The sequence below is a fragment of the Variovorax sp. OK212 genome, assembly GCF_900112425.1.
In the GTDB taxonomy this organism is placed as follows: domain Bacteria; phylum Pseudomonadota; class Gammaproteobacteria; order Burkholderiales; family Burkholderiaceae_C; genus Variovorax.
Window position 1 is genome coordinate 1 of record NZ_FOLP01000035.1, and the last position, 25952, is coordinate 25952.

Here is a 25952-nt window from a genome sequence, read left to right on the forward strand (position 1 = left end):
AGTTCGAGAGACGCACAGTTCTCACCTTTTGATCCAGAATCGCCACCTTTCGCATCCCGCGCCGGCCTATTCTTGGCCGAATGAGGTGAAGCGGTAGCCCACGCCGACAGGGGCGCTGATCTAGGCGCGGTCCGCGCTCCTCACTTGCCAGTGTTCCAGATGTCCCGCGGCGCTTGGCCGCTGCGCTGCGCGTGTGAGGTGGTGACAGGGCGTCCACCGAGTACCTCCGCCCAGTCTCGCATGGCCGCGATGCTGACGTAGGGTGTGAAGTCGTCGGCGTTCAGTCCCGCGCGGTGTGCGGCTTCCTGACCCATGTAGGCCGGACTCAAGCTTCCCGTAGCGAGCGCCGCGCGCTCCGCGCGGCGATGCACAAAACCTGCCTTGAAGACCCTGAGCAGGGTCTCGTTTTCTTCGTCCGACAGATCCACAGTCGCCTTGTCGCCCGCGCGGTATCCCCGCTGGAACATGTCTGGGTCTGCGGTGGTGTTCAATTTCTTTCTTTCGTGGGCGGGGCGCGATGGGCCTGGCGCTATACGCAACGTCTCGCCGAGCGGCATTCCGCTGCGCTGGCGTGGCCGCCAGCCGGCGCATGCGGGATGGCGGCCCGCATTTTATCCGCTCGGTGCACGCTCGCGATGTGCGCCTCTAACGCGGACCGCGCTGCCGAAGACTCCTCGCCCACGTCACGCAGCACGCGAGTCGTTCCGATCACAACTTCTTCTTCCTCCTTTTCTTCCTACTCTTCGTACCCTTCCGTCGCGGACCGGTGATCCCGGCCGCATGCTCGGCAAAGACCGCCGGCGCCCTGCGCTGGACCTCCTGCCGCGAAAGCACATGTTTCGGGGTTGACGCGGCGGATCGCGCGGCTGGCGTGCTGAGGGTCCTGCCGATGCCCGGGCGACAAGGCATGTGGCGCTGGAGTTCTTCGGTTCCTGGGCCAGCCGCCTCGAGGTGGAAGATCCAGTGAATTACGAAAATGGGTAAAATAGGCAAAACCAGGAATTTGAGGATTCTTCGCATGTCTGCACCTATCGTCCAAACCGCACGGATCGAGCGCCTGTCGCGCAACCTGCCTTCGTTCTCCGCAACCAAGCTCGCCTCGGGCATGCAGGCGGTGACCACCACGGTCATGGCACGCGGCGCGGTGGTGATCACGCGCCACGAGCGGCCCGCCATGGTGCTGATGTCGGTGGAGCGCTATCTGCAGATGGAGCAGGCGTCCGAGCCAGATCTTGACGCGCTCACGCACCGCTTCGACGACATGTTCGCGCACATGCAAGGCGAGGCAGCCGCTCAGGCGATGGCGGATGCCTTCGCCATGGATCCTTCGGAACTCGGCGAGGCGGCGATGGCGGCGGCCACCGCCCAGCCCCGCGATGCGACAAGCCGCTGATCGCTGATGTCAGCGCGCATTTTTGTGCTTGCCGGCGTCAACGGGGCCGGCAAGAGCAGCGTGGGCGGCGCGGCCCTGCTGCACAAGAAGGTCGACTATTTCAACCCTGATCTGGCCGCGCGCGTGCTGCTCGATGCCAATCCGCGGTTGGCGCCCGAGGCTGCCAATGCCCAGGCCTGGGAAATTGGGCGCAAGGGTCTCGCGCGGGCGCTGGCCGAGGGCCAGAACTTCGCTTTCGAGACGACTTTGGGTGCCCGCACGATCCCCCAGATGCTGGTCGACGGCGCACGGCAGGGGGCGCAGGTGCATCTTTGGTACGCCGGGCTGTCCTCGCCGGAACTCCATCTGCAACGCGTGCGCTCTCGCGTGGTCGCCGGCGGCCATGACATTCCCGAGGCGAAGATTCGCGAGCGTTATGAGACCAGTCGCGCCAACCTGATCCGGCTGCTGCCGTGGCTGGCGAGTCTGCGCCTTTACGACAACAGCGCCGAGGGCGATCCCAAGGCCGGATGCAAACCCCAACCTCGGCTGCTGCTGCACATGGAAGGCGGCCGCATCGCGTTTCACATTCCGCTGGACCAGGTGCCGCAATGGGCCAAGCCGATCATGGCCGCCGCGTTGGCTTAGCTTTTTCGGGGGCCGTGCCGATCGGATCGTTCGTGAACTGCCGCGGCCAGCAACGACGTAGGCACCTCGTCCCGTCGCGCCCGCACAAGGGAGCACGGGGCCGCGCACTGCCAGCACCATGGCGCGGCAGCGCTGCGCCCGGTCGGAAAACCGTCCCCTGGAACCTGTCGCTCGCGATCGCGGTCACCGAGGCACGCGACAGCACAGAGCGTGCGCGGGGCAGCGTCTTTCCGGGACGTGCGATGACGGAGGTGGGGCCGTCGTCGACATCTCGCAGCCTGAAACCAAGACCTGACCTTGGCGATGCGCAGATGAAGGTCGATGGCGCTTGACGGCGTGTCGCCTCGGAACAAAGCTTCCTGCGTCAGCCCTGACTCGATGCGTCTCGCCCTGACCGTATCTCCCATTTGACGAAGCGTGGAGACGGCCGCAGGGGCACAGCTCGGACCGAAGTGCACGATGGGCGATTGCTATGCCCAGCGCCGGCTGTCCGTCGCCCAAAGCCTGGGGACGCAAGCGGCCGGCGGAGAAGTCGCGAATCCTGTCGTGCCGACTATGCCCAAGTGGCGTGTTCGGCGGCGGGCTGGTGCGCTGACGTTGGAGGGATCGGATGCAGGCACGTTCAAGACGCTTGCGATAGTTGTCGTCGACCGCTCAAGATAATTGTCGTCCGCCAGCTTGCCTGTGAGCCCTGAGGCTGCGCCCTCGTTCTCGCGTTCAAGGCGAGGCGCTGCGCGCTTGTCGCGTGCTCGGCGCGTACCGCGCGCCTGCGGCGATCTGGAGCGCTGCGCTGCGACAGGGTGTGATCTGCAGGGGCTGAAAAGTCTTTCCCTTTTGCGCTTTGCCTGCTGAGCAGGCCTTGGGGCAGATCGCCGACGCGCTCTGACTTCGGAGCCGGTCAGCGAGGCGTCCAGCCGCGTTCCGCCGCGCTCATGCAAAGCTCAATCGCCTCATGTGACCGACATCACCGCAATGATTGCCCCCGAATGGAACTACATCGGAAGGCGCGTCCAGCATGAACCGGGTTCCCGCCTCCTCGATGCAGACGCACCGCGGAGTGTTGTCTTCGGTCACTGCCGAGAAAAACGCATGGACAGGTTTCTCGATCGCGCGCAAATTGCTCAGCGATCCGCTGACGTGTCGGGCGCCGAGGTCGTGAGTCCGTAGAACTCGTGCAGCTTGGCTGCGAGCAGCTGTTTGTCGGGCAGCTGCGTCTTGTATTGCGCCACGAGCGCCGGTGACAGCGTGCGGCTCAGCGCGTACTCGACGACCTCGTTGTCCTTGGAGGCGCAGAGCAGGACGCCGATGGCGGGGTTCTCGTGGGGCTTGCGGACGTTGCGATCCAGCGCCTTCAGGTGGAAGTTCAGTTTGCCAAGGTGTTCGGGCTCGAAGCGCTCGACCTTGAGTTCGATTGCCACCAGGCAGTTCAACCCGCGGTGGAAGAACAATAGGTCCAGTGCGAAATCCCGCCCGCCCACCTGAAGCGGGAATTCCGAGCCGACGAAGCAAAAATCCCGTCCGAGCTCAATCAGGAACGTGCGCAGCTGGGCCAGCAAGCCCCGGTGGAGGTCGGCTTCCGTATGCACAACTGGCAGGTTCAGGAATTCGAGCGCGTAAGCGTCCTTGAACAGGTCCGCTCCCGCCTGTCCATGAAGTTGTGTCACCGCCGGTGACACTTGAGCGGGCGTCAGCACGGCCTGCTCGAAAGCCGCCAGGCGAAACTGCCGCACGAGTTCGCGCTTGCCCCAGTGCTCCTGAACGGCCAGACGCAGGGGCGGCCGCTCGCTCAAGTACGTGCTGGTCCCTCGTGAGGCGACGCTTTGAGGGTGCCTTCACGCGCCACAGCTAGCCGGACCGAAAGGACAACCTCGTCGTCATTGCCGTGGCGGCCGCAGGATGTCGAAGACGTGGCGCACGAGTTCGTGCAGATGGTGACCAACGCCGAGCAGGTCCGGTACCCGGTCGAACTGGGCCTGGTCGGCGACAGCCGCGTCACCCTGGCCGCGCTGCTGCCGCTGCTGCCGCTGCTGCCGCTGCTGCCGCTCCTGCAGCCCAAGGCGCACGGGGCGTGGCGCCGCGGCAACGAAGGCGACACCGCGCGCTGGTGGCGCGAACTCGAAGAGCGCACGCACGTGGAGGCGACACCGGGGAGCCCGCAGCGCGTGTTCTGGGACACGCCCGAAGCCGTCGGTCCCGCATGGGACGCCGCCTTTGCCGCCGACAGGCCCATGCTGCTGGAGATGGTGACCGACGCCGCCATTCCGCTGCCGCCCGATGTGTCGCTGGCAGAGGCCAAGGCGTATTTCGCGGCACTCTGGCACGGGGACTTGGAGGCCTTGCGCACGTTGAAGGCCGTGGCCAAGGAGTATTGGGCGAGCGCCACGGCCTCGTGAACGTGGCGACCGCTCCATGACATCTATCGCGCCGGTGCGCAATCCGCACGCGCGTGTCGGGCGATCGTCCGACACGGCGGCGCCCAGGCGCTATGCATCTTCGTGGTGCGCGGGCGTGCGGCACGTACCGATTGGCACCGATTCAACCCCATGTTCAGGAGACCCACGATGAGCAGCAAGCCGGTTACGAGTTCGGGCGATGAAGCCCTTTCCGGCGTCGGCACCGGCACCGGCACCGGCGATGACTCAGCGAGCGTCAACGCCGAGACGGGCTCGCGTGAAGAAGCCATCCGTCGTGCCGCCAATGCGAGGTACGAGCGACGCGGCGGTGGGGCCGGCCATGAGGCGGAGGGCTGGCTGGAGGCCGAAGCCGAAATCGCGGGCCGCGCCCCCGGAAAGCCCTGAGGACCCATCCACATGGCAACCAGCAGCATCCTGGGCGGCGAACGCGCCCCCATCGAACCGAAGGGCACGGACGAAGAAAGCCTGGGCCCCAGCGACTCCAGCGACAGCGGCAGCGATGCGGCGGGAACCGGAGAGCACGCGTCGGCCGAGCCGCAAAGCGACGAGGCGACCAACGCCGACATCCTTCCCGATCGCGTGGGCGTGTTGCCGCACGCGGCGCAGGAGGTGTCCGCGGCGGTAGATGACCCCGAGGAGGCGCGCGCCGAAGACCTTGCCGTTGAACGGGGCGAGGGCGAGCAAGGCGAAGAAGGCGAAGAAGGCGAAGAGGGCGACGAAGACGCCGGGAACGCCTGATGCCCGCCCGACCTGTTGGGGCGCCGGCCAGCCAGGAGCGGTCGTGGCACCGCGTGGACCGCACCCTTCGTACCGTGTTCGGCCACACCCGGCTGCGCGGCGGCCAGCCCGAAGTGATCGGGCGCGTCATGGCGGGCTTGTCCACGCTCGCCGTGATGCCCACGGGCGCCGGAAAGTCCCTCTGCTATCAGTTGCCCGCCGTGCTGCTCGAAGGGCGCACTGTCGTGGTGTCGCCGCTCATCGCATTGATGAAGGACCAATGCGACCGGCTCCGTGAACTCGGGATCCATGCGGTCCAGGTGAACAGCTCGCTCGGTGCCGAGGAGTTGACGCAGGCTGAAATGGACATCGAGAGGGGTGACGCACGCATCGTGTTGACTACGCCCGAGCGGCTGGCCGACCCGGACTTTCTGCAGCAACTGGGCGCGCATCCGGTGGCGCTGGTCGCGGTCGACGAAGCGCACTGCATTTCGCAATGGGGCCACGATTTCAGGCCGGCATTCCTGGAGATCGGCCCCGCGATCCGCAGGCTTGGCAGCCCGCCGGTCCTTGCGCTCACGGCAACGGCGAGCGAGGCCGTGGCCGCCGACGTGATGAAGTTGCTCGACATCCCGCGTGCCGGGCGAATCGAAACCGGCGCCTACCGCGCCAACCTGCATTTCGCCGTCGAGCAGTCGATGGACGACGAGGAGCGGCTGCGCCGCACGGTGGAGTTCGTGCAGCAGGCGGCGGGAAGCGGCATCGTCTATGCCGCGACGGTGAAGGCCGCACAGCAGGCGTTCGACGCATTGAAGGCGCGCGACGAATCCGTGGCGCTGTACCACGGCAAGCTCGGCACGCGGGAACGCAACGCGGCGCAGGAGGACTTCATGTCGGGCAGCGTGCGCACCATGGTGGCCACCAACGCGTTCGGCATGGGCATCGACAAGCCCGACATCCGCTTCATCCTGCATTGCCAGATGCCGTCGAGCCTGCATGCCTACTACCAGGAAGCGGGCAGGGCCGGACGCGACGGCGAGGACGCGAGTTGCGTGCTGCTGTTTCATGGCAAGGACCGGACCGTGCAGCAGTTCTTTCTGGCCGGAAGGTACCCGCAGCTCGAAGACCTCGACGCGATCTACCGGCAGGTGCTCGCCAACGCACCGGAGGCCGAAGGCTGGAAGGTGGCCAGCCTGCTCGCCGCCCTGGACCGTCCGCGGGCCCGGATGCAGTCGGGCATCGCGGTGCTCAAGCAGGAGGGGATGCTCAAGACCGACCGGCACGGACGCCTGTCGGCGGTTCGGCGCGCGGCCGTCAAGGTCGACCTGGCGCAGGTGCTCGAGGCCTACAAGCTGCGGCGGCTGCAGGATCGCGAGACGCTCGAACGCATGGTGGCGTATGCCCAGTCGGGGCAATGCCGCTGGCAGTTGCTGCTGAGCGACCTCGACCCGCGTGCCGAGCTGAACCGCTGCGGCACCTGCGACAACTGCCGGCGCATCGCGGCGCACGAGGCCGCCATGGCGCAACCGATCGTGGTGAGCGAGAGCGCGACGCCGGCCGGCAAACGGCTGCGGGCGTTCGCCGCGAGCGAGGCGGTAAGGGTGAAGCGATTCGGCGCCGGCGTCGTCGTCGCGTCGGACGCCTCGTCGGTCACGGTCGCCTTTGCGGACGGCAGCCAACGCAGCTTCCACCCCGACTATGTGACCGCCGCGAGAGCCCGGTGACTTGGCGAGGAAGACGGGATGTCTCACTCGATGCGCCTGCGCGTTCCTACAAACCCCGCCATTGCGGGCGGCCCTCCAACATTCTCAAACGTCTTCCGGAACGCACTTCACCATGCCCGTCACCGCCGTTCTCGTGGAAGACAACCAAGTCATTCGCGACAACCTCATTCCGACCATCGAGAGCCTCTCGGCCGCGCGGGTGGAAGGCATCGCGGAAACCGAGGAAGACGCCATGGCCTGGCTCGACGCGCATGACGGCCACTGAGACGGGGCCGTGGTCGACCTCTTCTTGCGCGAGGGGTCGGGACTGAACGTCGTGGACCGCTGCCGTGTGCGCGAGCCGCATCAGCGCGTGGTGATCTTTTCCAACTATGCGACGCAAGAGAACCGGCGCAGGGCGCTGCTGCTCGGCGCGGGCGCGGTCTTCGACAAGTCCACCGAAATCGACGGCCTGCTCGACTTTCTGGCCGAACTCAATGGCCCGTAGGAGCCGTATCTTCGTCCAAACGGCCTCTACAAGGCCGAACTGATCCATCGTCGGGCACCGTGGAAGACCAAGGAGGCGGTGGAGTTCGCGACGCTCGAATGGGTGTCCTGGTTCAACCACCATCGCCTGCTCGAACCCATCGGCTACATCCCGCCTGCAGAAGCTGAGGCAAACTATTACCGGCAACTCGCCAGTCAGACCGCCACGATGGCGGCATGACTTAAACCAACCGGCCTCCATGAAAGCCGGGGCGATTCAGTCGGAGTTTCACGAACGCTGCTTCGTTCTCAAGGCATGCTTTGGCAAAAGCCGCATGACTGCGCAACAGCTGCAAGAGCTTTTCGCCGGCCGCGGTTGCTTTGTTGCCGGTGCGCCACCAGGCCGAGGGGTGGTGAACCCGGTAGCAGCGGATGCTTCGGTCCAACCAGAAGCTCCACTGATGTCCTTTGCCAATGCCAAACGCCTCGCAATCGTCCGAACCAGTGCACCTAAAAGATGATGGATTCTTGGTGGGGTGGTAGTGAGGGAAGAACTCGCGCCTGACGTCGGCCGAGTCGATGCCGTTCGCGAAGACGATCAAGTCTGGCCGCAAGACCTCTATTTGGATGGCGAGCAGGACCTTCGAGAGCAGGCGGACAACAGGCCATACAGCGGTGTACCTGCGCGGGTCGCGGCGTTTGTAGTCCACAGCGAACAGATTCGAGTAGATCTGCAAGGGGGCGATTTCTCACCTTATGGTTCTCCCTACACGCCGAAAACCCGTCGGTGCGCCGGCTCGGCGATGCCATCCGGCGTGCGGTGAGCAGCCAGTCGCGCATCATCAACGACCTGCTGGACCTGTCGCGCATCCGCACCGGCAAGCTCCGGCTCAACCGGGTGACGGTGGACCTGGGCGAATTGGCACAAATCGCCGCGGCGGCCGCCATTGCGGGCGTGCCCGCCAAGAAGATCGAACTCGACGTGCAGTGCGAGGCCGGGGTGGCTTGCCATGGCGACCGCGTCCGCGTGGAGCAGATTGCCTGGAACCTGCTGAGCAACGCCGCCAAGTTCACGCCCGACGGCGGGCGCATCGCCGTTCGCGTGGGGCCGACGAGGGCTTTGCACGGCTCACCGTCACCGACAGCGGGTGCGGCATCGCGCCCGAGTTCCCGCCGCATGTGTTCGGCATGTTCAACCAGGCCCACGATGGGGTGGCGCTCAACGGCGGCCTGGGCATCGGGTTTGCGCTGGTGCACGAATTGGCAGTGGCCCACGGCGGCCACGTGGAAGCGAAATCCGACGGCGCCGGCCAGGGTGCCGAGTTCATCGTGTGGCTGCCGCAGGTCGGCGCCGAGGTGCCAGCGCCGCGCGAGGCACCGTCGGCCGACGTGGACTTCAAAGGATGGCGCGTGCTGGCGGTCGACGACTACGCCCAGGCCCTGGTGCCGTTTGCTGAAGTGCTGCGCCTGGAAGGCGCTGTCGTCGACACCGCTGCGAGCGGCAAGGAAGCCCTGGCGCTGTTGCAGACGCCACGCTACGACCTCCTGGTGTCCGACCTCGGCATGCCTGAGATGGACGGCTTCCAGCTCATCGGCGAGGTCCGGCGGCAGGAGGCCACACGCGACCTGCGCTCGGTGGCGATGTCCGGCTACGGACGCCGGGTGGACGCACGCCGTGCGCTCGAAGCCGGCTTCGATGCGCACCTGCCGAAGCCCGCGTCGATCGAGGAACTGAAGGCCGCGATCAGCCGGCTCTGATCGCGGCCGCGGCCGCGCCCGGTCGAAGGGCGCCGGCGGGTGTGGAGCGGGTTACTTCGCATTCGCCGCGAGCTGTTGCGCGTGCTTCAGATGGCCTTGCACCACCGGAAGCATCTTGCCCGCAAGAGCCTTCAGGTCAGCATCCGTGGCTTCGGCCTGGGTCTTTTTCAACAGCTTTTCGGTCGCTTCATGGTCGCCAACGCCGGCCTGCTTCACATAGCGGCTGTCGAAGGTCTCGCCTCTGAGCGCCTTGAATTCGAGCGCCACGGCCTTGTGCTTGAGATCGGGACCGTTCGGCAGGTCGGCGCCCTTGGCGGAGGCGAGCGTCTTCACGTCGCCCAAGGCTTTTGCATGGTCGTCGACCATCATCTGGGCAAACTTCTTGATCTCGACATTCGACGATTTTTCAAGCGCCATTTTTCCGGTTTCGACTTCGGCCATGTTGGCCTCGGCAATGTCCTTGAGCATGGACGCGTCGGCGGCAGTGAGCTTGTCCGCCGCCCATGAAGCAGGTGCAAGAAGAAGACTGGTTGCAAGCGTGGTGCCGAAGAGCAAGGGATGAAGACGGAGCATCATGAAAAGCCTCCATAGAAGAGTTGCGACGCGTGAAATCTGCACGTGCGTTTGCGTTCGTCGCGTAGGAAATGTCTGAAAGCAGGCGCAACGAGAACGCCAACGGCGAAGGACGGCGGCGGCTCAATTCTTCAGCGCAGCCCTGAGCTTGGTCACGTCGCCGGTCTTCACCGGTGCTGCATCGTTGCCCCACGCCTGGCGGATATAGGTGAGGGCCTGCGCCATCTGCACATCGGTCAGGGTGGATGCAAAACCGGGCATGGCCTGGAGCGCCGGCCCTGTGGCGGTGGCCGCGCTGGTGCCGCCCTGGATCACCACGCGAACGATCGACGTGGGGTCCTCACTCAACAGCGTGGGATTGCCGGCCAAGCGGGGAAAGACACCGGCGACGCCCTTGCCATCCGGATGGTGGCATTGCGCGCAAAACGACCGGTAGACGCCGGCACCCGTTGATTCGACATCCAGCGTGTGATTGCCCTGTGCCAGCGTGCGGGCGCTTTCGTCGCTGGCCGTGTAGCCGCCTTCGTTGCGCCGCGCGGGCAGGCTCTTCAAGTAGCCAGCGATTGCCTTCGCGTCCGCGGGGGTCAGGTGCTGCAGGCTTTTCTCGACTTCTTCGGCCATCGAGCCAAAGGCAAAGCGCCCATCGGCATAGCCCGTGCGAAGAAAGCTCGCAATGCTCCGGGCGTCGGTGCGTCCCAGGCCGGCACCCCGGTCGCCGGTGAGGTTGGAGGCATACCAGTTGTCGTTGACCATGCCCGTGAGGAACCTCTTGGCCGACTCGTCGTAGCCGCGCTCCTGGTAGGCCATGCCGCGCGGGGTATGGCACGAGCCGCAGTGGCCGAACGATTGCACCAGGTAGGCGCCGCGGTTCCATTCGGCATCGCGACCCGGATTTTCGGTGTACGTGCCGCGCGAAAGAAACGCAGCCTTCCAGAACCGCAGTGCCCAGCGCTGGTTGAAGGGAAAGGGCATCTTGGTCGCTGGCGGCGCGTAGTCCGAGGCAGGCACCGCGTGCATCAGGTACGCGAACAGCGCGCGCAGATCTTCGTCCGTGGCCTTGGTGTAGGCGGTGTACGCCATCGCCGGGTAGAGGTGCCGTGAGCCCGGCGCCGTGCCCTCGCGCATCACGCGTTCGAAGTCGGCGAAGGTGTAGCGGCCGATTCCCTGCTTCGGATCGGGCGTGATGTTGGTGCTGATGATCGGCCCCAGCGGCGTCGAGAGGGCGCGGCCGCCGGCAAACGGAATGCCGTCGCGCTGCATGGTGTGGCAACTGGCGCAGCCGCCGATGCGCGCGAGGTACTCGCCACGCGCGAGCAATTCGCTGCCAGGCGGCGCGGACACCTGTGCGCCCGCCGCCACCGGCAGCACGCCGATTGCGGCCAGTGCGCACCAGGCGAGACGTTTCCGATCGATGGTCATGGGCTCTTCGGCAACAAGGCGCCGCCCTCCGCCGGGCGATCGGCGACAAGCCAGCGCGCCGCAATGACCAGTGCGCCCACGAGATAGGCGACGCCCCCGGGGACCCACATGACCAGGCCGCCCATCTGCTGGTCCTGCAGCGGGTCGAAGCCCAGCGCCGACGAAGGCTCCACGTACAACGGATACCAGAGGCCCGGCGCGAGCGCGAGCAGTGCGCCGAGGGCGCCGGTGTGGACCATGGTCGTGAACAGCGAGAGCATCGAAAACGCACCGGCCTCGCCGCCGCTGCGCCGGCCGAAGATGCTCCACCAGAACAACAGCGCGCTCACCAGGAAGCTCGTGTGCTGCAAGGTGTGGATCCACGGATGCAGCAGCGCGGCCTGGAAGAATCTTGGCGCATGCCAGAGCCAGAGTGCTGCGGCGTGCAGCAGCCAGGCCGCCAGCGGCGCGGTGACGCAGCCCCAGACCGCCTTCGCCGGACGCCAGCGCACGGCCACGCCGACGGCCGCGCGCCAGCCCGCCGGCAGCGCCCACATCCACACCCCCAGGGGCCTGCCGAGCACCAGCAGCGGAGCCGCGACGAGCATGAGCAGTTCGTGCTGCACCATGTGCGCCGAGAACAGCGCTGCGCCCAGCGCGTCCAGCGGCGAGACCAGCGCCAGGACGAGCGTTGCCCATCCGCCCGCGAATGCGGCGACGTGCCGGCGGCGCAGTGCGCGCGCCGTGGGCCCGGAACGCGATTGCAGCCGCCAGAAGCCGCATGCATACAGGACGAGGCTCATCGCGAGCGCGCCGACGACCACCGGATCGAAGCTCCAGGCGAGCGACCATCCGGCGGGTGCCGAAGGGTCGATCACATGGGCCGCCGCCAGCCCCGGCCACAGGAGCGCCGAAACCAGCGTGGCTTGCGGGCGCAAGGCCGGCAATGTCGGATGGGCCATGCGCTTTTGCCTGTCAGCCGCGCGGCGCCAGGTAGATCACCGCATAGATCGGCAACCAGCTTCCCACCACGAAGTACCAGTACATCGCGTTCTCGCACACGTCGACAAAGCGCTTGCCTTCGAACGGGCCGGTAAAAAGCAGCACGGCGAGCACGCCCGTGTCGATGGTGTCGGTGACGAGGTGCGTGGTGTGGAGGCCGAGCAACAGCCAGACGATCGAGCCGTAGGCGCTGGCCTGCCAGCTGACGTTGAGCGTGGTGAACTCCAGCGCGCGCAGCGTGAGGAAAACGAGTGCAAAGACCACGCAGACCGAGAGCCAGATGCGCGTGCGGCCGCGGTCCTCGCGTTGCGCGGCGCGCTTGGCCATCTCGTTGGGCCACAGGCTTACCAGCAGGATGGCGGTATTGAGCGTGCCCCAGCGCAGCTCGGGCGGCACGGCGTCGATGGGCCACTCAACGGCCGTGCCGCGCAGGTAGAAATACATCATGACCGCGATGGCGAAGACCGTGCCTTCGATCAGCATCATCCCCATGGTGCCCCACCACATCAGGCTGCCGGCGCCGAAGCTGTAGCTCGGGAGCGCGCTCACATCGAGCACCTTGCCGGCGCCGGTTCCCTTCGCGTCGGCTTGCATCATGGCCGGCGCTCCAGCGAGAGGGCCCGTGCCGTTTCGGCGCGATCGGGCCAGAACCAGCCGATGACGGCCAGGGTGAGGGGCAGGGCGCCCCACACCACCGCCCACGGCGTGTACACCGAGCCGACGAACAGCGCGGTGGTGGCCACCGCGCTCGCGAAGGGCCACACCGAGGGCTTCGGAAACAGCGGCCGGCTTTGCGGATGCGCCGCGCGTGCGCTGGTCACCAGCACCTCGCGCGCGTCGGCGGCCAGGCCACCCACATGCGGGGGCTCCTTCGCGGGACCCCACAGCGGTTCGGTGCCGTGCACCACGGGTATCGCGTCGAAGTTGTGCGCGGGCGGCGGGCTCGGCACGCTCCATTCGAGCGTGCCCGCGTTCCACGGATCGCTGGCCGCCCGGGCGCCGCGGCAGAGGCTGAGCGCGACGTTCACGAGGAACAAGGCCATGCCCGCTGCGATCACGAGCGCGCCGATGCTCGCCAGGCTGTTCATCGATTCCCACCCGAGGCCCTTCGGATAGGTCCAGATCCGCCGCGGCATGCCGTGCAGGCCCAGCAGGTGCATCGGGAAGAACGCCACGTTGAACCCGATGAAGAACAGCCAGAAGTGCCAGAGGCCCAGCCGCTCGCCGAGCATCCGCCCGGTGAACTTCGGAAACCAGTAGTACACCGCGCCGAAAAGCGGAAACACCGCGCCGCCGAGCAGCACGTAGTGCAGGTGCGCGACCACGAAATATGTGTCGTGCAACTGGAGGTCCAGCGAGACCGAGGCGAGCATCAGGCCGGTCATGCCGCCCGCCACCAGGATGACGAAGAACGCCAGCACGAAGTACAGCGGCGTCTTCAGCACGATCCGCCCCTGCCACAGCGTGGCGATCCAGCAGAAGATCTGCAGGGCCGAGGGCACCGCGATCGCCAGACTCGCCGCGGTGAAGAACGCCTTGCCGACCTCGGGCAGGTTGGTGGCGAACATGTGGTGCACCCACAGGCCGAAGGCAAGGAATGCGGTGGCGATCAATGCGAGCACCATGGCCCGGTAGCCGAACACCGGCCGGCGTGCGAAGGTCGCGACGATGGACGAGATGAAGCCCAGCGGCGGAACGAAGATGAGATACACCTCGGGGTGACCGAAAAACCAGAACAGGTGTTGCCAGAGCAGCACGTCGCCGCCGCGCACCGGGTTGTAGAAATGCGTTCCCACCAGCCGGTCGAGGATCAGCGCGGTACTGCCCAGCATCACCGAGGGCATCGCGAACAGCACCATGAACTGCGTGACCAGCGTTGCCCACACGAAAAGCGGCATGCGGGCCAGCGTCATGCCCGGCGCGCGCATCTTGAAGATCGTGGTGATGAGCACGATGGCCACCAGCAACGCCGAGAGTTCGGTGAACGTGATCATCTGCGCCCAGATGTCCACCCCTTTGCCGGGCGCATAGTCCGACGACGCCAGCGGCACGTAGCTGAACCAGCCGGCGTTCGGCCCCGACCCCAGCACGAAGCCCGCATAGAGAAACGCACCGCCCATCACGAAGACCCAGAACGCGAAGGCGTTCATGCGCGGAAACGCGACGCTGCGCGCGCCGATCATCAGCGGCACCAGGTACAGCGCCACCGCCTGCATCACCGGCACCGCGAAGAGAAACATCATCGTGGTGCCGTGCATGGTGAACAGCTGGTTGTAGAACTCCGGGCTCACGATATGCAACTGCGGGCGGGCCAGCTGCAGCCGCATGAGCAGCGCGATGATTCCGCCGAGAAAGAAAAACACGAAGGTCGCGACGATGAAACGGCGCGCAACGGTCTTGTGATCGATCGCGCCCAGCAGGCCTCGCCAGCCGGGTGGATCGCTCCAAGTGTCGGCGAGCGCCTGCCGCACCTGCGCGCCGGCGTGCGGTCCGTCGCGCAGCAGCCCGGCATCGGCGCTCATTGCAGGCCTCCGAGGTAGGCGACCAGGGCGCGCACCTCATCGGGCGCCAGCCTGCTCGACGGCATGGTGCTGCCCGGCTTGAGCGACTGCGGATCGACGATCCACGCCGCAAGCGTGGCGGGTTCGTTGGGCACGGTGCCCGCGGCCAGGAGAGCGCGGCTGCCCACGTGCGTCAGGTCGGGGCCCAGCGACCCCGCGGCCGCGGTGCCGCGCACCGTGTGGCACTGCGCGCAGTTCGAAGACATGAACAGCTGCTGCCCGCGCACGGCGTCCGCGTTGGCGGCGGTGGCCGTGGGTGTCGCGGCGGGGCTGCGTTGGCCGGCGCGCCACCGGGCATAGGCCTCGGGCGACTGCACGGTCACGCTGAACGCCATCAATGCGTGCTGCAGCCCGCAGAACTCCGCGCATTCGCCGCGGTAGTTGCCGGCCTTGTCCGCCTGCAGCACGAGCTGCGTGCTGCGCCCGGGCAGCATGTCTTTCTTGCCGTGGAGGCTCGGCACCCAGAAGGTGTGGATCACGTCCGTGCTCTTGAGCGAAATGATGACCGGCCTGCCCACGGGCACATGCAACTCGCTGGCAACGGCGAACTCCGGCTTGCCGTCGCTGCCGAGATAGCGCGCTTCCCACCACCACTGCTGCGCCGTCATGTCGATGCGCACCGCGTCGGCCACCGGCAGGCGCGACAGCGCGCGGTCGGTGAGCATGTCGGCGCCCAGCAGCACGGCGAGCAGCACCGCCGAGGTCGCCGTGGCGCCGACGACCCATCGGCGCGACGCGGTCTCCGCGCCGACCGGCGCCGGTGCGGTGGCGGCCGCACGAGACGGGCGTCGCGCCGCCCGCACCAGCGCGACGATGAGCGCCAGCAGCACGAGCGCGAACACGGCCATGCACATCCACAGCGTGAACTGCCAGAGCTCGTGGATCCGGGCAGCCTGCGCGCCGGCCGGCCGCAGCGCACTGTGTGCGGCGGTGCCGGACAGCCACATGCCGATGTCCGCGGCAACACGCCAGGCCGGCTCCAGACCGGCGAATGGGTGTAAACCGAGAAGACAGGCCGAGTTGCGCACCGGAACCTTCGAAGTGGAGCGGTTTTTCTAGCAAACGCGTCGCCGCTTGCCAATCGGCGGCGGGCGCGAATCGACGTGTGTGCAGCCGGCCGGCAATTGTCTTGCGCCAGGCCGGCAGTCGACCGACAGGCCGGTTCGGCAACGACCTACAGCCTGCGGCGAACGGGGGCATACGTTGACCCCACGCCATAACAGAGCCGGAGCACCCTGTGACCGACAAAACGCGATTCGAGCCCTACACCCACGCGGCCGGTGGATGGGGTTCGCTGAAGGCCGTGAGCAGCTATCTGCTGCGCGAACGCATTCCCATCGCCGGCGCGGAGGCCCTGTACAGGCAGAACAAGCCCGGCGGCTTTGCCTGTGTGAGTTGCGCCTGGGCCAAACCCGAGCATCCGCATCCGGCGGAGTTTTGCGAGAACGGCGCCAAGGCCACCGCGTGGGAACTCACCGCCAAGCGCCGCCCGGCATCGTTTTTTTTGGAGCACACCGTCACCAGCCTGCGGGCGTGGGACGATCACGAGCTCGAAGCAGGCGGGCGGCTGACCGTGCCGATGAAATGGGATGCCGAAAGCGATCGCTACCTGGAGACCAGTTGGGAAGAAGCCTTCGCGGGCATCGGCGCCCAGCTGCGGGCGCTTCAGGCCGAGGACCCCGCGTCGGTGGTGTTCTACGCCTCGGGCCGCGCCTCGCTGGAGTCCAGCTACATGTACCAGCTGCTCGCGCGCCTGTACGGCAACAACAACCTGCCCGACAGCTCGAACATGTGCCATGAGAGCACCTCGGTGGCCTTGCCCGAAACCATCGGCGTGGCGGTGGGCACCGTGCGGCTGGAAGACTTCGAGCAATGCGATGCGATCTTCATCTTCGGCCAGAACACCGGCGTCAGCAGCCCGCGGATGCTCCACCAGCTGCAGGACGCGCGCAAGCGCGGCGTGCCCATCGTCACCTTCAATCCGCTGCGCGAACGCGGACTTGTCGAGTTCGTGAATCCCCAATCCCCCACCGAGATGCTGACGCCCGCGCACACGCAGATCAGCACCCAGTACCTGCAGGTGAAGAACGGCGGTGACCTGGCCGCGCTCACCGGCCTGTGCAAGGCGCTCGTGGCGGCCGATGACGAGGCCATCGCCGAAGGCCGCGCGCGCGTTCTCGATGCGGAGTTCATTGCCGGGCACACCGACGGGTTCGAAGGCTTCGCGGCCTCCTTGCGCGAGACGGCGTGGTCCGAGATCGAGACGGAATCCGGTGTGCTGCGGGCGCAGCTGGAAACCGCCGCCGCCACGCTCGCCAACGCCAAGGCAGTCATCGGCATCTACGGCATGGGCCTCACGCAACACCGTAAAGGCGTGGAGAACGTGCAGATGGTCTGCAACCTGCTGCTGCTCGGCGGCCACATCGGCAGGCCGGGTGCAGGAATCTGCCCCGTACGCGGGCATTCGAACGTTCAGGGCCAGAGAACCGTCGGCATCACCGAGAAGCCGGAGCTCGCGCCCCTGGACAAGCTGGCCGAAATGTATGGCTTCGAGCCTCCTCGCGCGAAGGGCCTTAACACCGTGGAAACCTGCGAGGGCGTGCTCTCGGGGCAGGTGCGTGCGTTCGTGGGGTTGGGCGGCAACTTCGTGCGCGCCGTGCCGGACACGGACAGGCTGGAGGCCGCATGGCAGGGCTTACAGTTGACGGTGCACGTGGCCACCAAGCTCAACCGCAGCCATCTGTTGCCTGGAAAGGTGTCCTACCTGCTGCCGTGCCGGGGCCGGATCGAAACCGATCTCCAGGCCAGCGGCGAGCAGACCGTGGCGATGGAAGACTCGACCGGCGTGATGCATGCGTCGAAGGGCGTCGCGACGCCGGCGGAAACCACGGTGCGTTCGGAGCCGGCGATCATTGCGGGCCTTGCCCGAGCCAGCTTGCTGCCCAAACCGAGGGTGCCGTGGGATGACTGGGTGGCCGACTACGCGCTGGTGCGAGACCACATCGCGCAGACTTTTCCAGAAATCTTTCACGACTTCAACGAACGATTGAAGGCGCCCGGCGGTTTTCCGCGCCCGCTGCCCGCGAGGGAGCGCGTCTGGAAAACGCCCAACGGCAAGGCGAACTTCAAGGGCTATGGCCGACTCCATGCAGACCCCGACACGCCGGAGACGGGGCCCGACGTGCTGCGACTCATGACGCTGCGCAGCGACGATCAGTTCAACACCACCATCTACAGCCTGGACGACCGCTTTCGCGGTATCCATGGCACGCGCCGCGTGCTGCTCATGAATCGCGACGACATCCGGCGCCTGGGCTTCGCGGACGGGGATATCGTGGACGTGAGCACCGCTGTCGACGACGGCCACGCGCGAAGCGTGCGCGGCCTGCGCATCACCCCATACGACATTCCGGCGGGCTGCGCGGGCGGCTACTACCCCGAATGCAACCGGCTGGTGCCGCTGGCGCACCATGCCGAGAAGAGCAAGGTGCCGGCGTCCAAGGCCATTCCGATACGGCTACAGGCATCGCTGGCCGCGCCGGCCATGGCAACGGCAGCGCATTGAGCCGCGAGGTCGAGAAGGCGCACATCGGGAACGCGTTCCGATTCGAGCTTTCGAAAGTCACGGTCCCCGCGGTCCGGCAACGCATGGTGGCAAGCCTGCTCAATGCGGCGCCCGATCTTGCGCAACGCCTGGCACAAGACCTCGGAATGCAACTTCCGGCGCCCCTGCCCAAGGCGCTGGAAAACCCTGCGCAGCCCGAGGTGGAAAGCTCGCCGGCGCTGTCCCTGATGGCACGGCCTGGCGACGGCGGCATCCGCACCCGCAAGGTCGCGGTCCTGATCGACCATGGCGTCGAGGGCGCCTCGTTGCAACAGCTGGTGTCGTCGCTCGTGGCGACCGGCGCCGTTCCGCGTCTTGTCGCCGCCCGGCTGGGCACCTACGTCGGCGCTGGCGGCGAAAAATTCGAGGCCGACGCCACGATGGAAAACTCGCCCGGCTTCCTGTTCGATGCAATCGTCCTGCCCGACGGCGAAGCGGCGGTTGAAGCCCTCAACCAGGACGCCCGCGCTCGAGTTCCTTCGCGACCAGTACTGGCACTGCAAGACCATCCTCGCGTTCGGCGCGTCCGATGCGCTGCTTGCCGAAGCGCAAATCCCGATGACCCTGCCGGATGGTGCCGTCGATCCCGGACTCATCCTGGCGGATGCCGCGAGCGCCGACGAAGGCATCGGAGCGTTCATTGAGGCAATGGGAGCGCACCGTCACTTCGGACGGGAAAACGATACGCCGAAGGCCTGACGATCGTGCGGCCGCGCGCAATCTGAACGGAGGAGAACACTTGGCACCTATGTTCATTGCCGCGAACGGCATCAAGCTGCGGGTCGTGACTGCGGGCCCGGCCACAGCGCCGCTCGTGATCCTGCTCCACGGTTTCCCAGAGACCTCCCGAGCCTGGCAGCGCTACATCGACCCGCTTGTGGCAACCGGTTGGCGTGTCGCCGTGCCGGACCAGCGCGGCTACGGGCAGTCCGACAAACCGAGTGCGGTCAGCGACTATGTTCTGGATGTCCTGGCCGACGATGTCTGTGCACTTGCTGCGGCGCTGGGTGCTGAAAGATTCGCGGTCGTGGGCCACGATTGGGGCGGCATGGTGGCTTGGCACCTGGCGGCCCGCCACCCCGGCTTGATCGATCGCCTGGCCGTCCTGAACGGGCCGCATCCGGCAAGCTTTCTGGGCTACGCGCTGACGCACCCGTTCCAACTGGCGCGCAGCGCGTACGTCGGTTTCTTCCAGTTGCCGCTGGTTCCGGAAGCATTGCTGAGTGCGCATGGGTTTTCGCTCCTGCGCGCAAGCTTGACCAGGACCAGCAAACCCGGCACCTTCGATGACGAGCTGCTGGCAGATTACCGGGAGGCATGGGAAGAACCCAGGGCGATCGGCAGCATGCTCAATTGGTATCGCGCCATGGCATTTGCCCGTCCCTTGTCGACACCCATCGAATCGCCGACCTTGGTTTTGTGGGGTGGGCAAGACTCGGCGCTGGAAGCCGGCCTGGCCGACGAAGCGCTCAAATACTGCACCAACGCAAGCCTTGTTCGCCTCGAAGATGCGACGCATTGGCTCCATCACGAGCAACCGGTCCAGGTGGGCAAACTGCTGTGCGACTTTTTCGCTTCGGCTCAGCCGTCAGCGGGCGCCTGACCGTCCGCCCCCGGGGACTCCCGCATCTGCCAGAACTTCCAGGCTCCAAGCGCGAGCGTCTGTCCGGCCAGGTCGCGCGGCCTGGACTACGCGGGAGTCGTCCCCCTCCTACCTGCATGCGATCTTGTGCCAGCCACATTCGCGGCTTGTCGCGAGTCGCTGAAAAGGAATACGCATGGATGCAAAAGTGTCGTCGCCCGATCCGCACCGGAGGCCGGATACCCGCACGGCCGTCGAGCGCTATCCCATCGAGATCCACGTCAACGGGGCAGCGCATGACCTGGAGGTCGAAGCCTGGGTCACCCTGCTCGATCTCTTGCGAGATCGCCTGGGGCTCACGGGCACGAAGAAGGGCTGCGACCACGGCCAGTGCGGCGCCTGCACGGTGCTGGTGGACGGGCAACGGATCAACTCTTGCCTCACGCTGGCGGTGATGAAGAACCATTGCCAGGTCACCACCGTGGAAGGCCTGGCGAACGGGGCAGAGCTTCATCCGCTGCAACGCGCCTTCGTGGCGCACGATGCCCTTCAGTGCGGCTACTGCACGCCCGGGCAGATATGTTCCGCCGTCGGCCTGATGAACGAAGGGGAGGCCCGAACCGCCGACGACGTCCGCGAGTTGATGAGCGGCAACATCTGCCGCTGCGGGGCCTACCCGCAGATCGTCGGTGCGGTCAGCGAGGTGATGTGGGGGCCCAAGCTATGACGCCCTTCACCTATGTCGAGCCGGGGTCCGTCGACGAGGCGCTGGCGGCCTTCGGCGAGGGCACCCGGTGGATTGCGGGCGGAACCAATCTCATCGACCTCATGAAGGAGAACGTGGAGCGCCCGCGGAGGCTGGTCGACCTGAACCGGCTGGCCTTGGACCGCATCGAGCCGTCGCGCGACGGCGGCCTGATGCTCGGTGCGCTGGCGCGAAATGCCGCGACCGCCTACGACGCTACCGTGCGCCGGCGGTATCCGCTGCTGAGCGCGGCGCTGCTGGCCGGCGCCTCGCCCCAGATACGCAACATGGCCACCAACGGCGGCAACCTGCTGCAGCGCACGCGGTGCGTGTATTTCTACGATACGGCCGCGCCCTGCAACAAGCGGGAGCCCGGCGCCGGCTGCTCGGCGACAGGGGGCCTGACGCGGCAGCACGCGATCCTCGGCGCCAGCGAGGCCTGCATTGCCACGCATCCTTCGGACATGTGCGTGGCCCTGGCCGCGCTGGAGGCCGTGGTGCATGTGCAGTCGCATACCGGCGCCAGGGCGATACTGTTCGCCGACTTCCATCGCCTCCCCGGCGAGCACCCTGAGCAAGACAACACACTCGCGCCGGAAGAGCTCATCACCCACATCGAACTGCCGCCCGCGGCGCAGTACGAAGTCCACTCGGCCTACCTGAAGGTGCGCGACCGCGCGTCGTATGCCTTTGCGCTGGTGTCGGTGGCTGCGGCCCTCGATTTGGACACGCAGGGACGCATCCGCAGTGCTCGCGTCGCGCTCGGTGGCGTTGCGCACAAGCCGTGGCGAGTGCCCGAGGCGGAGGCGCTGCTGGCAGGCAAGGCGGCGTCGGCGGAGAACTTTGCGGAGGCTGCAGAGGTGTTGCTGCAAGGCGCACGCAGCCAGGGCGACAACGCCTTCAAGCTGATCATGGCCCGCCGCGCCATCGTTCGCGCGCTCGAAACCGCCGCCGCGGGCACGGCCGCGCATGCCGAAGACCCCAACGACAGCCCCGGTCGCCCCGACCTGAAGGAGCACCCATGACCGACCTGATCGACGCCCTGCGCGCGCCCGGCGCCGACGAAGGCACCGGCGACGTGACGCTGGGCATGCCCGTGTCCCGCGTCGACGGCCGCGCCAAGGTGACCGGCCAGGCACGCTACGCCGCGGAGCACCCGGCCGACGACCTGGCCTACGGCGTCGTGGTGAACAGCACGATCGCCAAGGGGCGCATCGTGCGCATGGACCTGGAACGCGCAAAGGCGGTGCCGGGCGTGCTGGACATCCTCACGCACGACAACCATCCCAGGACCCGGTCCATCGGGATCTTCTACAAGGACATGACATCGCCCGGCGGCTCGCCGTTCAAGCCGCTGCACGACGCACGCATCCGCTACAGCGGCCAGCCCGTGGCGCTGGTGGTGGCCCAGACCTTCGAGGCCGCCCGGTATGCCGCTTCGCTGGTGCAGGTGATGTACGAGGCCGATCCGCACGAGACGAATCTCATGGCGAACCTGGGTGCCGCGCGCAAGCCCAGCCGGCTCAAGGCGGGCTATTCGCCGCCGCCCGAAGAAAAAGGAGCCGGCGAGAAGGCGTATGCCCAGGCGCCGGTGAAGATCGAGGCCGAGTACTACAGCGGCGTGGAGCACCACAACCCGATGGAGATGTTCGCCTCGACCGTCATCCGCCACGCCGACGGCCGCTACCTCGTCTACGACAAGACGCAGAGTTCGCAGAACAGCCGTTGGTACGTGTCGCACGTGTTCGGGCTTTCCAAGGACAAGGTGACCGTGCGCAACCCTTATGTGGGCGGCGCCTTCGGCTCGGGCTTGCGCCCGCAGTACCAGCTGGTGCTGGCCATGATGGCGGCTGTGCAGCTCGAGCGCTCGGTTCGCGTGGTGATGACGCGCCAGCAGATGTTCACCTTCGGCCACCGGCCCGAAACGCTGCAGCGCCTGAAGCTCGCGGCCGACCGCGACGGCACCCTGCGCGCCATCGTGCACAGCGCGGTGGCCGAGACCTCGCGCTTCGAGGACTACGTGGAGGTGGTGGTCAACTGGTCGGGGCAGCTCTACGCGTGCGACAACATCAAGCTGGCCTACCAGGTCGTTCCGCTCGACCGGTACAGCCCGATCGACATGCGCGCGCCCGGGGCGGCCCATGGCGTTCACGCGCTCGAAGTGGCGATGGACGAGCTTTCCTACGAACTGGGCATGGACCCGTTGGCGCTGCGCCTGAAGAATTATGCGGAGCGCAACCCGATGGACGACATGCCGTATTCCACCAAGGCGCTGCGCGCCTGCTACCTCCAGGGTGCCGAGCGCTTCGGCTGGGCGGCGCGGCCCCAGGCACCCCGCACCATACGCGACGGCAACGAACTCGTGGGCTGGGGCATGGCGACCGGCACGTGGGACGCCATGCAGATGTTCGCGCGCGCCAGCGCCGTGTTGCATGCGGACGGCCGGCTGGTGGTGAGCAGCGCCGCCACCGACATAGGAACCGGCACCTACACCGTGATGGGCATGATCGCGGCGGCAGCCATGGGCCTGCCGCTGGAGCGCGTGACTTTCCAGCTTGGCGATTCGACCTTGCCGGTCGCTCCGATCGAGGGCGGGTCGTCGCACGTGACCACGGTCGGCTCGGCCGTGCAGGGCGTGTGCGAGAAGCTGCAGCGCCGCCTGTTTCGCATGGCCAGGGCGTGGCCCGATTCACCCTTGGCCAAGGCGCGATTCGGCGACGTCGAGTTTGCGGAGCAACGGATCCGGTTGCGCGCGTCCCCCGAGAAGGGAGTCGCGCTGACGGCCCTGATGGCGGCCGGCGACAAGCAGCGCATCGAAGAAAAGTATCTGTTGCTGCCCAGCGCCCTGAAGCAACGCAAGTACGTGCGCGCCACGCACTCCGCGGTGTTCTGCGAGGTGAAAGTCGACGAGGCGCTCGGCACGGTGCGTGTCACGCGGGTGGTGAGCGCCATTGCCGCAGGAAGAATCCTCAGCGCCAAGACGGCACGCAGCCAGGTCACGGGCGCCGTCGTCTGGGGAATCAGCCAGGCCCTGCACGAAGAAACCCATTCCGACCATCGGCTGGGTCGTTTCATGAACCACAACCTTGCCGAGTACCACGTGGCCGTGAATGCGGACATCCACGACATCGACGTGATCTTTGCGCAGGAAGACGACCGCGTGGTGAGCGAACTCGGCGCCAAGGGTGTGGGAGAGATCGGCATCGTCGGCGTGGCCGCGGCTGTAAGCAACGCGATCTTCCATGCCACGGGACGCCGCGTGCGCAGCACGCCCATGACGCCCGACAAGGTGATGGCGCCCTGAATCGGGTCGAGCCTGCGTCGGGTGCAAACCCGTGGACGTGCGCCTGAGGACTTCCACGATTCCGTCGGGGCGAGCCAACGCCGTCCTACGAGTGCGCCGCCATCGTTGCGCGACCTTGTGCCTCCCAACCACAAGGAGTTCCACGATGACCACCACCAAACGCGCCGAGCCCGATGCATGCAGCCTGTTGGACACCGACCACAAGAACGTGAAGAAGATGTTCAGCGCCTACGAGGAGCTTGTCGGGTCCAAGGCTGCGAGCGCGCCCGCCAAAAAGCTCGAACTGGCCCAGCAGATCTGCATGGAGCTCACGGTCCACACGCAGATCGAGGAAGAAATCTTCTACCCGGCGGTTCGCGAGGCGATCAAGGAAACCGACCTGCTCGACGAGGCCGAGGTCGAGCATGCGAGCGCCAAGGACCTGATCGCGCAGATCCAGGGCGCCGAGAAGATCGACGACATGTTCGATGCCAAGGTCAAGGTGCTGGGCGAATACATCGACCACCATGTGAAGGAAGAGCGCAACGAGATGTTCCCCAAGGCGCGCGCTGCAAAGGGCCTCGACCTCGTCGCCATGCGTGAGCAGCTCGCCGCGCGCAAGGAAGAGTTGATGGCGGAGATGACCGAGGCCGCCTGACATGGCATCGCCGGGCGGCGAGGGTGGGCACGAGGCCACCGTGGCCTACCTGAAGAAGCACGCGCTGGTGGTCGTCACGGCGGAGTCGTGCACCGCGGGGCTCATCGCCTCGCGCCTTGCGGCCACGCCGGGTGCGGGGCAGGTGCTGGAATCGGCCTTCGTGGTGTACGACCCCAAGGCCAAGCGCCGCTGCCTCGGCGTGCCGGCGCAGGTGCTCGAAAAGAACAACCTCACCAGCGAACCCGTTGCGCTGGCCATGGCGCGCGGCGCGCTGGACAACAGCGACGCGGGCGTCGCCATTGCCAACACCGGCGTGGCGGACGATGCCGACCCGGAGATCGCGGCAGGCACGCAGTGCTTCGCCTGGGTGTTTCGCGAAGGCGGAGACCGGCGCGAATTCACCGAGACGCGTGTTTTCCAGGGCGACCGCAATGCCATCCGCGCGGCCAGCGCCGACTACGCGCTCAGCCGCGTGGCCCATTACCACCAGCAGGCGGCAACCGGATGAGCGAACTCATGGACCTCTTTGCGCGAGAGTTCCCGGTGTGGCACATGGTGGTGCGCGGCACCGTCGTGTACTGGTTCCTGCTCCTGGTGTTCCGCTTCCTGCTGCGGCGGGACATCGGCTCCATGGGCGTGGCCGACCTGCTATTCGTCGTGCTGGTCGCCGATGCGTCCAGCAACGCCATGCAGGGCGAGTACAAGTCCATCAACGACGGGCTGGTGCTGCTGTCGACGCTCATCGGCTGGAACTACGCGCTCGACTGGCTGAGCTTCAGATTCGCGCCCGTGGCCCGGTTCCTGGAGCCTCTGCCGGAGGTGCTGGTGCGCCATGGGCGCGCCAACCGCCGTGCGCTCAAGCGCGAGATGGTCACGATGGAGGAACTCGAGGGCAAGCTGCGCGAGCAGGGTGTGGAAGACATCGCCGAAGTTCGCATTGCGCGGCTCGAGAGCGACGGAACGCTGAGTGTCTTCAAGATCCGGACCACCAACCCGGACGCGCCGCTCAAGGCCGCCAAAGCGCCGCGACCCCCTCTCCAGTAAATCCTCGAACCCGCTGCGGGGACGCGATCTCGATCTGAAACAACGCGCGCACGCCGAAGGCCTTTGCGCCTACAACGCGGCCGTGCGCCGCGCCCTAGCTTTTGCAATGACTCAACACAAGGACAAGGAACAAGCCATGATCAATCCACCCGTGACCGGATCGGGCGACGGAACCCGCCCCACCACCAGCGGTGGCGTGGACAACATCGGCGGCGGCGAGAAGTTTTCAGGCACCCGCAACAAGGCCGGAGAAAACGTCGCCGGCCCCGCGCCGAAGGAACGCATGCAGGCCAAGCGCAAGAACGTGGAAGCCACCAAGCATGACGACTCCGACGACTTCGACCTGCACGAAGACCTCACCCCCGTGACGAACCAGGAGCCGGCGAAAGACTGAGGACACCTGC

Annotated in this window: 29 protein-coding genes and 2 pseudogenes; 21 read left to right on the forward strand and 10 right to left on the reverse strand. The window is 66.7% G+C overall.

Features of this window, described 5'->3' with window-relative positions:
• Nucleotides 1-140: 140 nt before the first annotated feature.
• On the reverse strand, nucleotides 141-491 hold the full coding sequence (locus BM004_RS38930) for a hypothetical protein (RefSeq protein ID WP_143072659.1): 351 nt from the start codon (nucleotides 489-491) through the stop codon (nucleotides 141-143).
• A gap of 527 nt (nucleotides 492-1018) precedes the next feature.
• On the opposite strand from BM004_RS38930, the gene BM004_RS38935 reads away from it, so the two are divergent.
• A complete protein-coding gene (locus tag BM004_RS38935; protein ID WP_093222050.1) occupies nucleotides 1019-1393 on the forward strand; it encodes a hypothetical protein in 375 nt (124 codons plus the stop codon).
• A gap of 6 nt (nucleotides 1394-1399) precedes the next feature.
• Complete coding sequence (locus tag BM004_RS38940; protein ID WP_093222052.1) at nucleotides 1400-2020, forward strand: ATPase; 621 nt, start codon at nucleotides 1400-1402, stop codon at nucleotides 2018-2020.
• Nucleotides 2021-3141: 1121 nt separating this feature from the next.
• On the opposite strand, the gene BM004_RS38945 is transcribed toward BM004_RS38940, so the two are convergent.
• A complete protein-coding gene (locus BM004_RS38945) occupies nucleotides 3142-3810 on the reverse strand; it encodes a PDDEXK nuclease domain-containing protein (protein WP_093222055.1) in 669 nt (222 codons plus the stop codon).
• A gap of 117 nt (nucleotides 3811-3927) precedes the next feature.
• Here BM004_RS38945 and BM004_RS38950 point away from each other — a divergent pair, with 117 nt between their 5' ends.
• The 7 genes and pseudogenes from BM004_RS38950 to BM004_RS38975 form a co-directional block, all read left to right on the forward strand.
• On the forward strand, nucleotides 3928-4413 hold the full coding sequence (locus tag BM004_RS38950; protein ID WP_256220274.1) for a hypothetical protein: 486 nt from the start codon (nucleotides 3928-3930) through the stop codon (nucleotides 4411-4413).
• 168 nt (nucleotides 4414-4581) lie between these two features.
• The gene (locus BM004_RS38955; RefSeq protein ID WP_177206774.1) at nucleotides 4582-4818 is read left to right on the forward strand and encodes a DUF2934 domain-containing protein; all 237 of its coding nucleotides are present in this window, start codon (nucleotides 4582-4584) and stop codon (nucleotides 4816-4818) included.
• Nucleotides 4819-4830: 12 nt separating this feature from the next.
• Complete coding sequence (locus BM004_RS38960; RefSeq protein WP_093222060.1) at nucleotides 4831-5172, forward strand: hypothetical protein; 342 nt, start codon at nucleotides 4831-4833, stop codon at nucleotides 5170-5172.
• Entirely contained in the window at nucleotides 5172-6875 is a 1704-nt protein-coding gene (locus tag BM004_RS38965) for a RecQ family ATP-dependent DNA helicase (RefSeq protein ID WP_093222063.1), read from the forward strand. The genes BM004_RS38960 and BM004_RS38965 overlap by 1 nt, the downstream gene beginning before the upstream one ends.
• A gap of 112 nt (nucleotides 6876-6987) precedes the next feature.
• Nucleotides 6988-7140 carry a hypothetical protein gene (locus BM004_RS42575; RefSeq protein WP_371271236.1) on the forward strand — a complete coding sequence of 51 codons (153 nt, stop codon included), beginning with the start codon at nucleotides 6988-6990 and terminating at the stop codon, nucleotides 7138-7140.
• 9 nt (nucleotides 7141-7149) lie between these two features.
• Entirely contained in the window at nucleotides 7150-7362 is a 213-nt protein-coding gene (locus tag BM004_RS42580; protein WP_371271237.1) for a response regulator, read from the forward strand.
• Between the two features lie 18 nt (nucleotides 7363-7380).
• A pseudogene (locus BM004_RS38975) lies at nucleotides 7381-7581 on the forward strand (IS3 family transposase); the annotation flags it as partial.
• A 1-nt stretch (nucleotide 7582) separates the two neighbouring features.
• Here BM004_RS38975 and BM004_RS42250 read toward each other — a convergent pair.
• A complete protein-coding gene (locus BM004_RS42250; RefSeq protein ID WP_256220275.1) occupies nucleotides 7583-8077 on the reverse strand; it encodes a hypothetical protein in 495 nt (164 codons plus the stop codon).
• 29 nt (nucleotides 8078-8106) lie between these two features.
• Nucleotides 8107-8352, reverse strand: coding sequence for a hypothetical protein (locus tag BM004_RS42255; RefSeq protein WP_256220276.1), 246 nt, complete (start codon nucleotides 8350-8352; stop codon nucleotides 8107-8109).
• Here BM004_RS42255 and BM004_RS38980 point away from each other — a divergent pair.
• A complete protein-coding gene (locus tag BM004_RS38980) occupies nucleotides 8328-9098 on the forward strand; it encodes an ATP-binding response regulator (RefSeq protein WP_256220277.1) in 771 nt (256 codons plus the stop codon). The two genes, BM004_RS42255 and BM004_RS38980, sit on opposite strands and share 25 nt — an antisense overlap.
• A gap of 51 nt (nucleotides 9099-9149) precedes the next feature.
• On the opposite strand, the gene BM004_RS38985 is transcribed toward BM004_RS38980, so the two are convergent.
• From BM004_RS38985 to coxB, 6 genes are all read right to left on the reverse strand, one after another.
• A complete protein-coding gene (locus BM004_RS38985; protein ID WP_093222065.1) occupies nucleotides 9150-9674 on the reverse strand; it encodes a DUF4142 domain-containing protein in 525 nt (174 codons plus the stop codon).
• A 120-nt stretch (nucleotides 9675-9794) separates the two neighbouring features.
• A complete protein-coding gene (locus BM004_RS38990; RefSeq protein WP_093222068.1) occupies nucleotides 9795-11090 on the reverse strand; it encodes a cytochrome c in 1296 nt (431 codons plus the stop codon).
• The gene (locus BM004_RS38995; RefSeq protein ID WP_093222071.1) at nucleotides 11087-12031 is read right to left on the reverse strand and encodes a cytochrome c oxidase assembly protein; all 945 of its coding nucleotides are present in this window, start codon (nucleotides 12029-12031) and stop codon (nucleotides 11087-11089) included. The genes BM004_RS38990 and BM004_RS38995 overlap by 4 nt, the downstream gene beginning before the upstream one ends.
• Before the next feature lie 13 nt (nucleotides 12032-12044).
• Complete coding sequence (locus BM004_RS39000; RefSeq protein WP_093222073.1) at nucleotides 12045-12668, reverse strand: cytochrome c oxidase subunit 3; 624 nt, start codon at nucleotides 12666-12668, stop codon at nucleotides 12045-12047.
• Nucleotides 12665-14593 carry a cytochrome c oxidase subunit I gene (gene ctaD, locus BM004_RS39005; RefSeq protein ID WP_093222076.1) on the reverse strand — a complete coding sequence of 643 codons (1929 nt, stop codon included), beginning with the start codon at nucleotides 14591-14593 and terminating at the stop codon, nucleotides 12665-12667. Before ctaD ends, BM004_RS39000 begins: the two co-directional genes overlap by 4 nt.
• Nucleotides 14590-15579 carry a cytochrome c oxidase subunit II gene (gene coxB, locus BM004_RS39010; protein WP_093222077.1) on the reverse strand — a complete coding sequence of 330 codons (990 nt, stop codon included), beginning with the start codon at nucleotides 15577-15579 and terminating at the stop codon, nucleotides 14590-14592. Before coxB ends, ctaD begins: the two co-directional genes overlap by 4 nt.
• A gap of 290 nt (nucleotides 15580-15869) precedes the next feature.
• Here coxB and BM004_RS39015 point away from each other — a divergent pair, with 290 nt between their 5' ends.
• From BM004_RS39015 to BM004_RS39060, 11 genes and pseudogenes are all read left to right on the forward strand, one after another.
• Nucleotides 15870-18197, forward strand: coding sequence for an FdhF/YdeP family oxidoreductase (locus BM004_RS39015; protein WP_093222079.1), 2328 nt, complete (start codon nucleotides 15870-15872; stop codon nucleotides 18195-18197).
• Nucleotides 18194-18277: pseudogene (locus BM004_RS42260) on the forward strand (hypothetical protein); the annotation flags it as partial. The gene BM004_RS39015 and the pseudogene BM004_RS42260, both read left to right, overlap by 4 nt.
• 367 nt (nucleotides 18278-18644) lie before the next feature.
• A complete protein-coding gene (locus tag BM004_RS42265) occupies nucleotides 18645-18935 on the forward strand; it encodes a type 1 glutamine amidotransferase family protein (RefSeq protein WP_256220279.1) in 291 nt (96 codons plus the stop codon).
• 49 nt (nucleotides 18936-18984) lie between these two features.
• The gene (locus BM004_RS39025; protein ID WP_093222082.1) at nucleotides 18985-19839 is read left to right on the forward strand and encodes an alpha/beta fold hydrolase; all 855 of its coding nucleotides are present in this window, start codon (nucleotides 18985-18987) and stop codon (nucleotides 19837-19839) included.
• Nucleotides 19840-20014: 175 nt separating this feature from the next.
• Nucleotides 20015-20545, forward strand: a complete 531-nt coding sequence (locus tag BM004_RS39030) for a (2Fe-2S)-binding protein (RefSeq protein ID WP_093222084.1) — start codon at nucleotides 20015-20017, stop codon at nucleotides 20543-20545.
• On the forward strand, nucleotides 20542-21588 hold the full coding sequence (locus BM004_RS39035; protein ID WP_093222085.1) for an FAD binding domain-containing protein: 1047 nt from the start codon (nucleotides 20542-20544) through the stop codon (nucleotides 21586-21588). The genes BM004_RS39030 and BM004_RS39035 overlap by 4 nt, the downstream gene beginning before the upstream one ends.
• Nucleotides 21585-23867: a xanthine dehydrogenase family protein molybdopterin-binding subunit gene (locus tag BM004_RS39040; protein WP_093222087.1), complete on the forward strand. Its 2283-nt coding sequence runs from the start codon at nucleotides 21585-21587 to the stop codon at nucleotides 23865-23867. The genes BM004_RS39035 and BM004_RS39040 overlap by 4 nt, the downstream gene beginning before the upstream one ends.
• A 145-nt stretch (nucleotides 23868-24012) precedes the next feature.
• A complete protein-coding gene (locus tag BM004_RS39045; protein WP_093222089.1) occupies nucleotides 24013-24504 on the forward strand; it encodes a hemerythrin domain-containing protein in 492 nt (163 codons plus the stop codon).
• A gap of 1 nt (nucleotide 24505) precedes the next feature.
• Entirely contained in the window at nucleotides 24506-25012 is a 507-nt protein-coding gene (locus BM004_RS39050; protein WP_093222091.1) for a CinA family protein, read from the forward strand.
• Entirely contained in the window at nucleotides 25009-25548 is a 540-nt protein-coding gene (locus tag BM004_RS39055; RefSeq protein WP_093222093.1) for a DUF421 domain-containing protein, read from the forward strand. Before BM004_RS39050 ends, BM004_RS39055 begins: the two co-directional genes overlap by 4 nt.
• A gap of 136 nt (nucleotides 25549-25684) precedes the next feature.
• Entirely contained in the window at nucleotides 25685-25942 is a 258-nt protein-coding gene (locus BM004_RS39060; RefSeq protein WP_093222095.1) for a hypothetical protein, read from the forward strand.
• The last annotated feature ends 10 nt before the right edge of the window (nucleotides 25943-25952 follow it).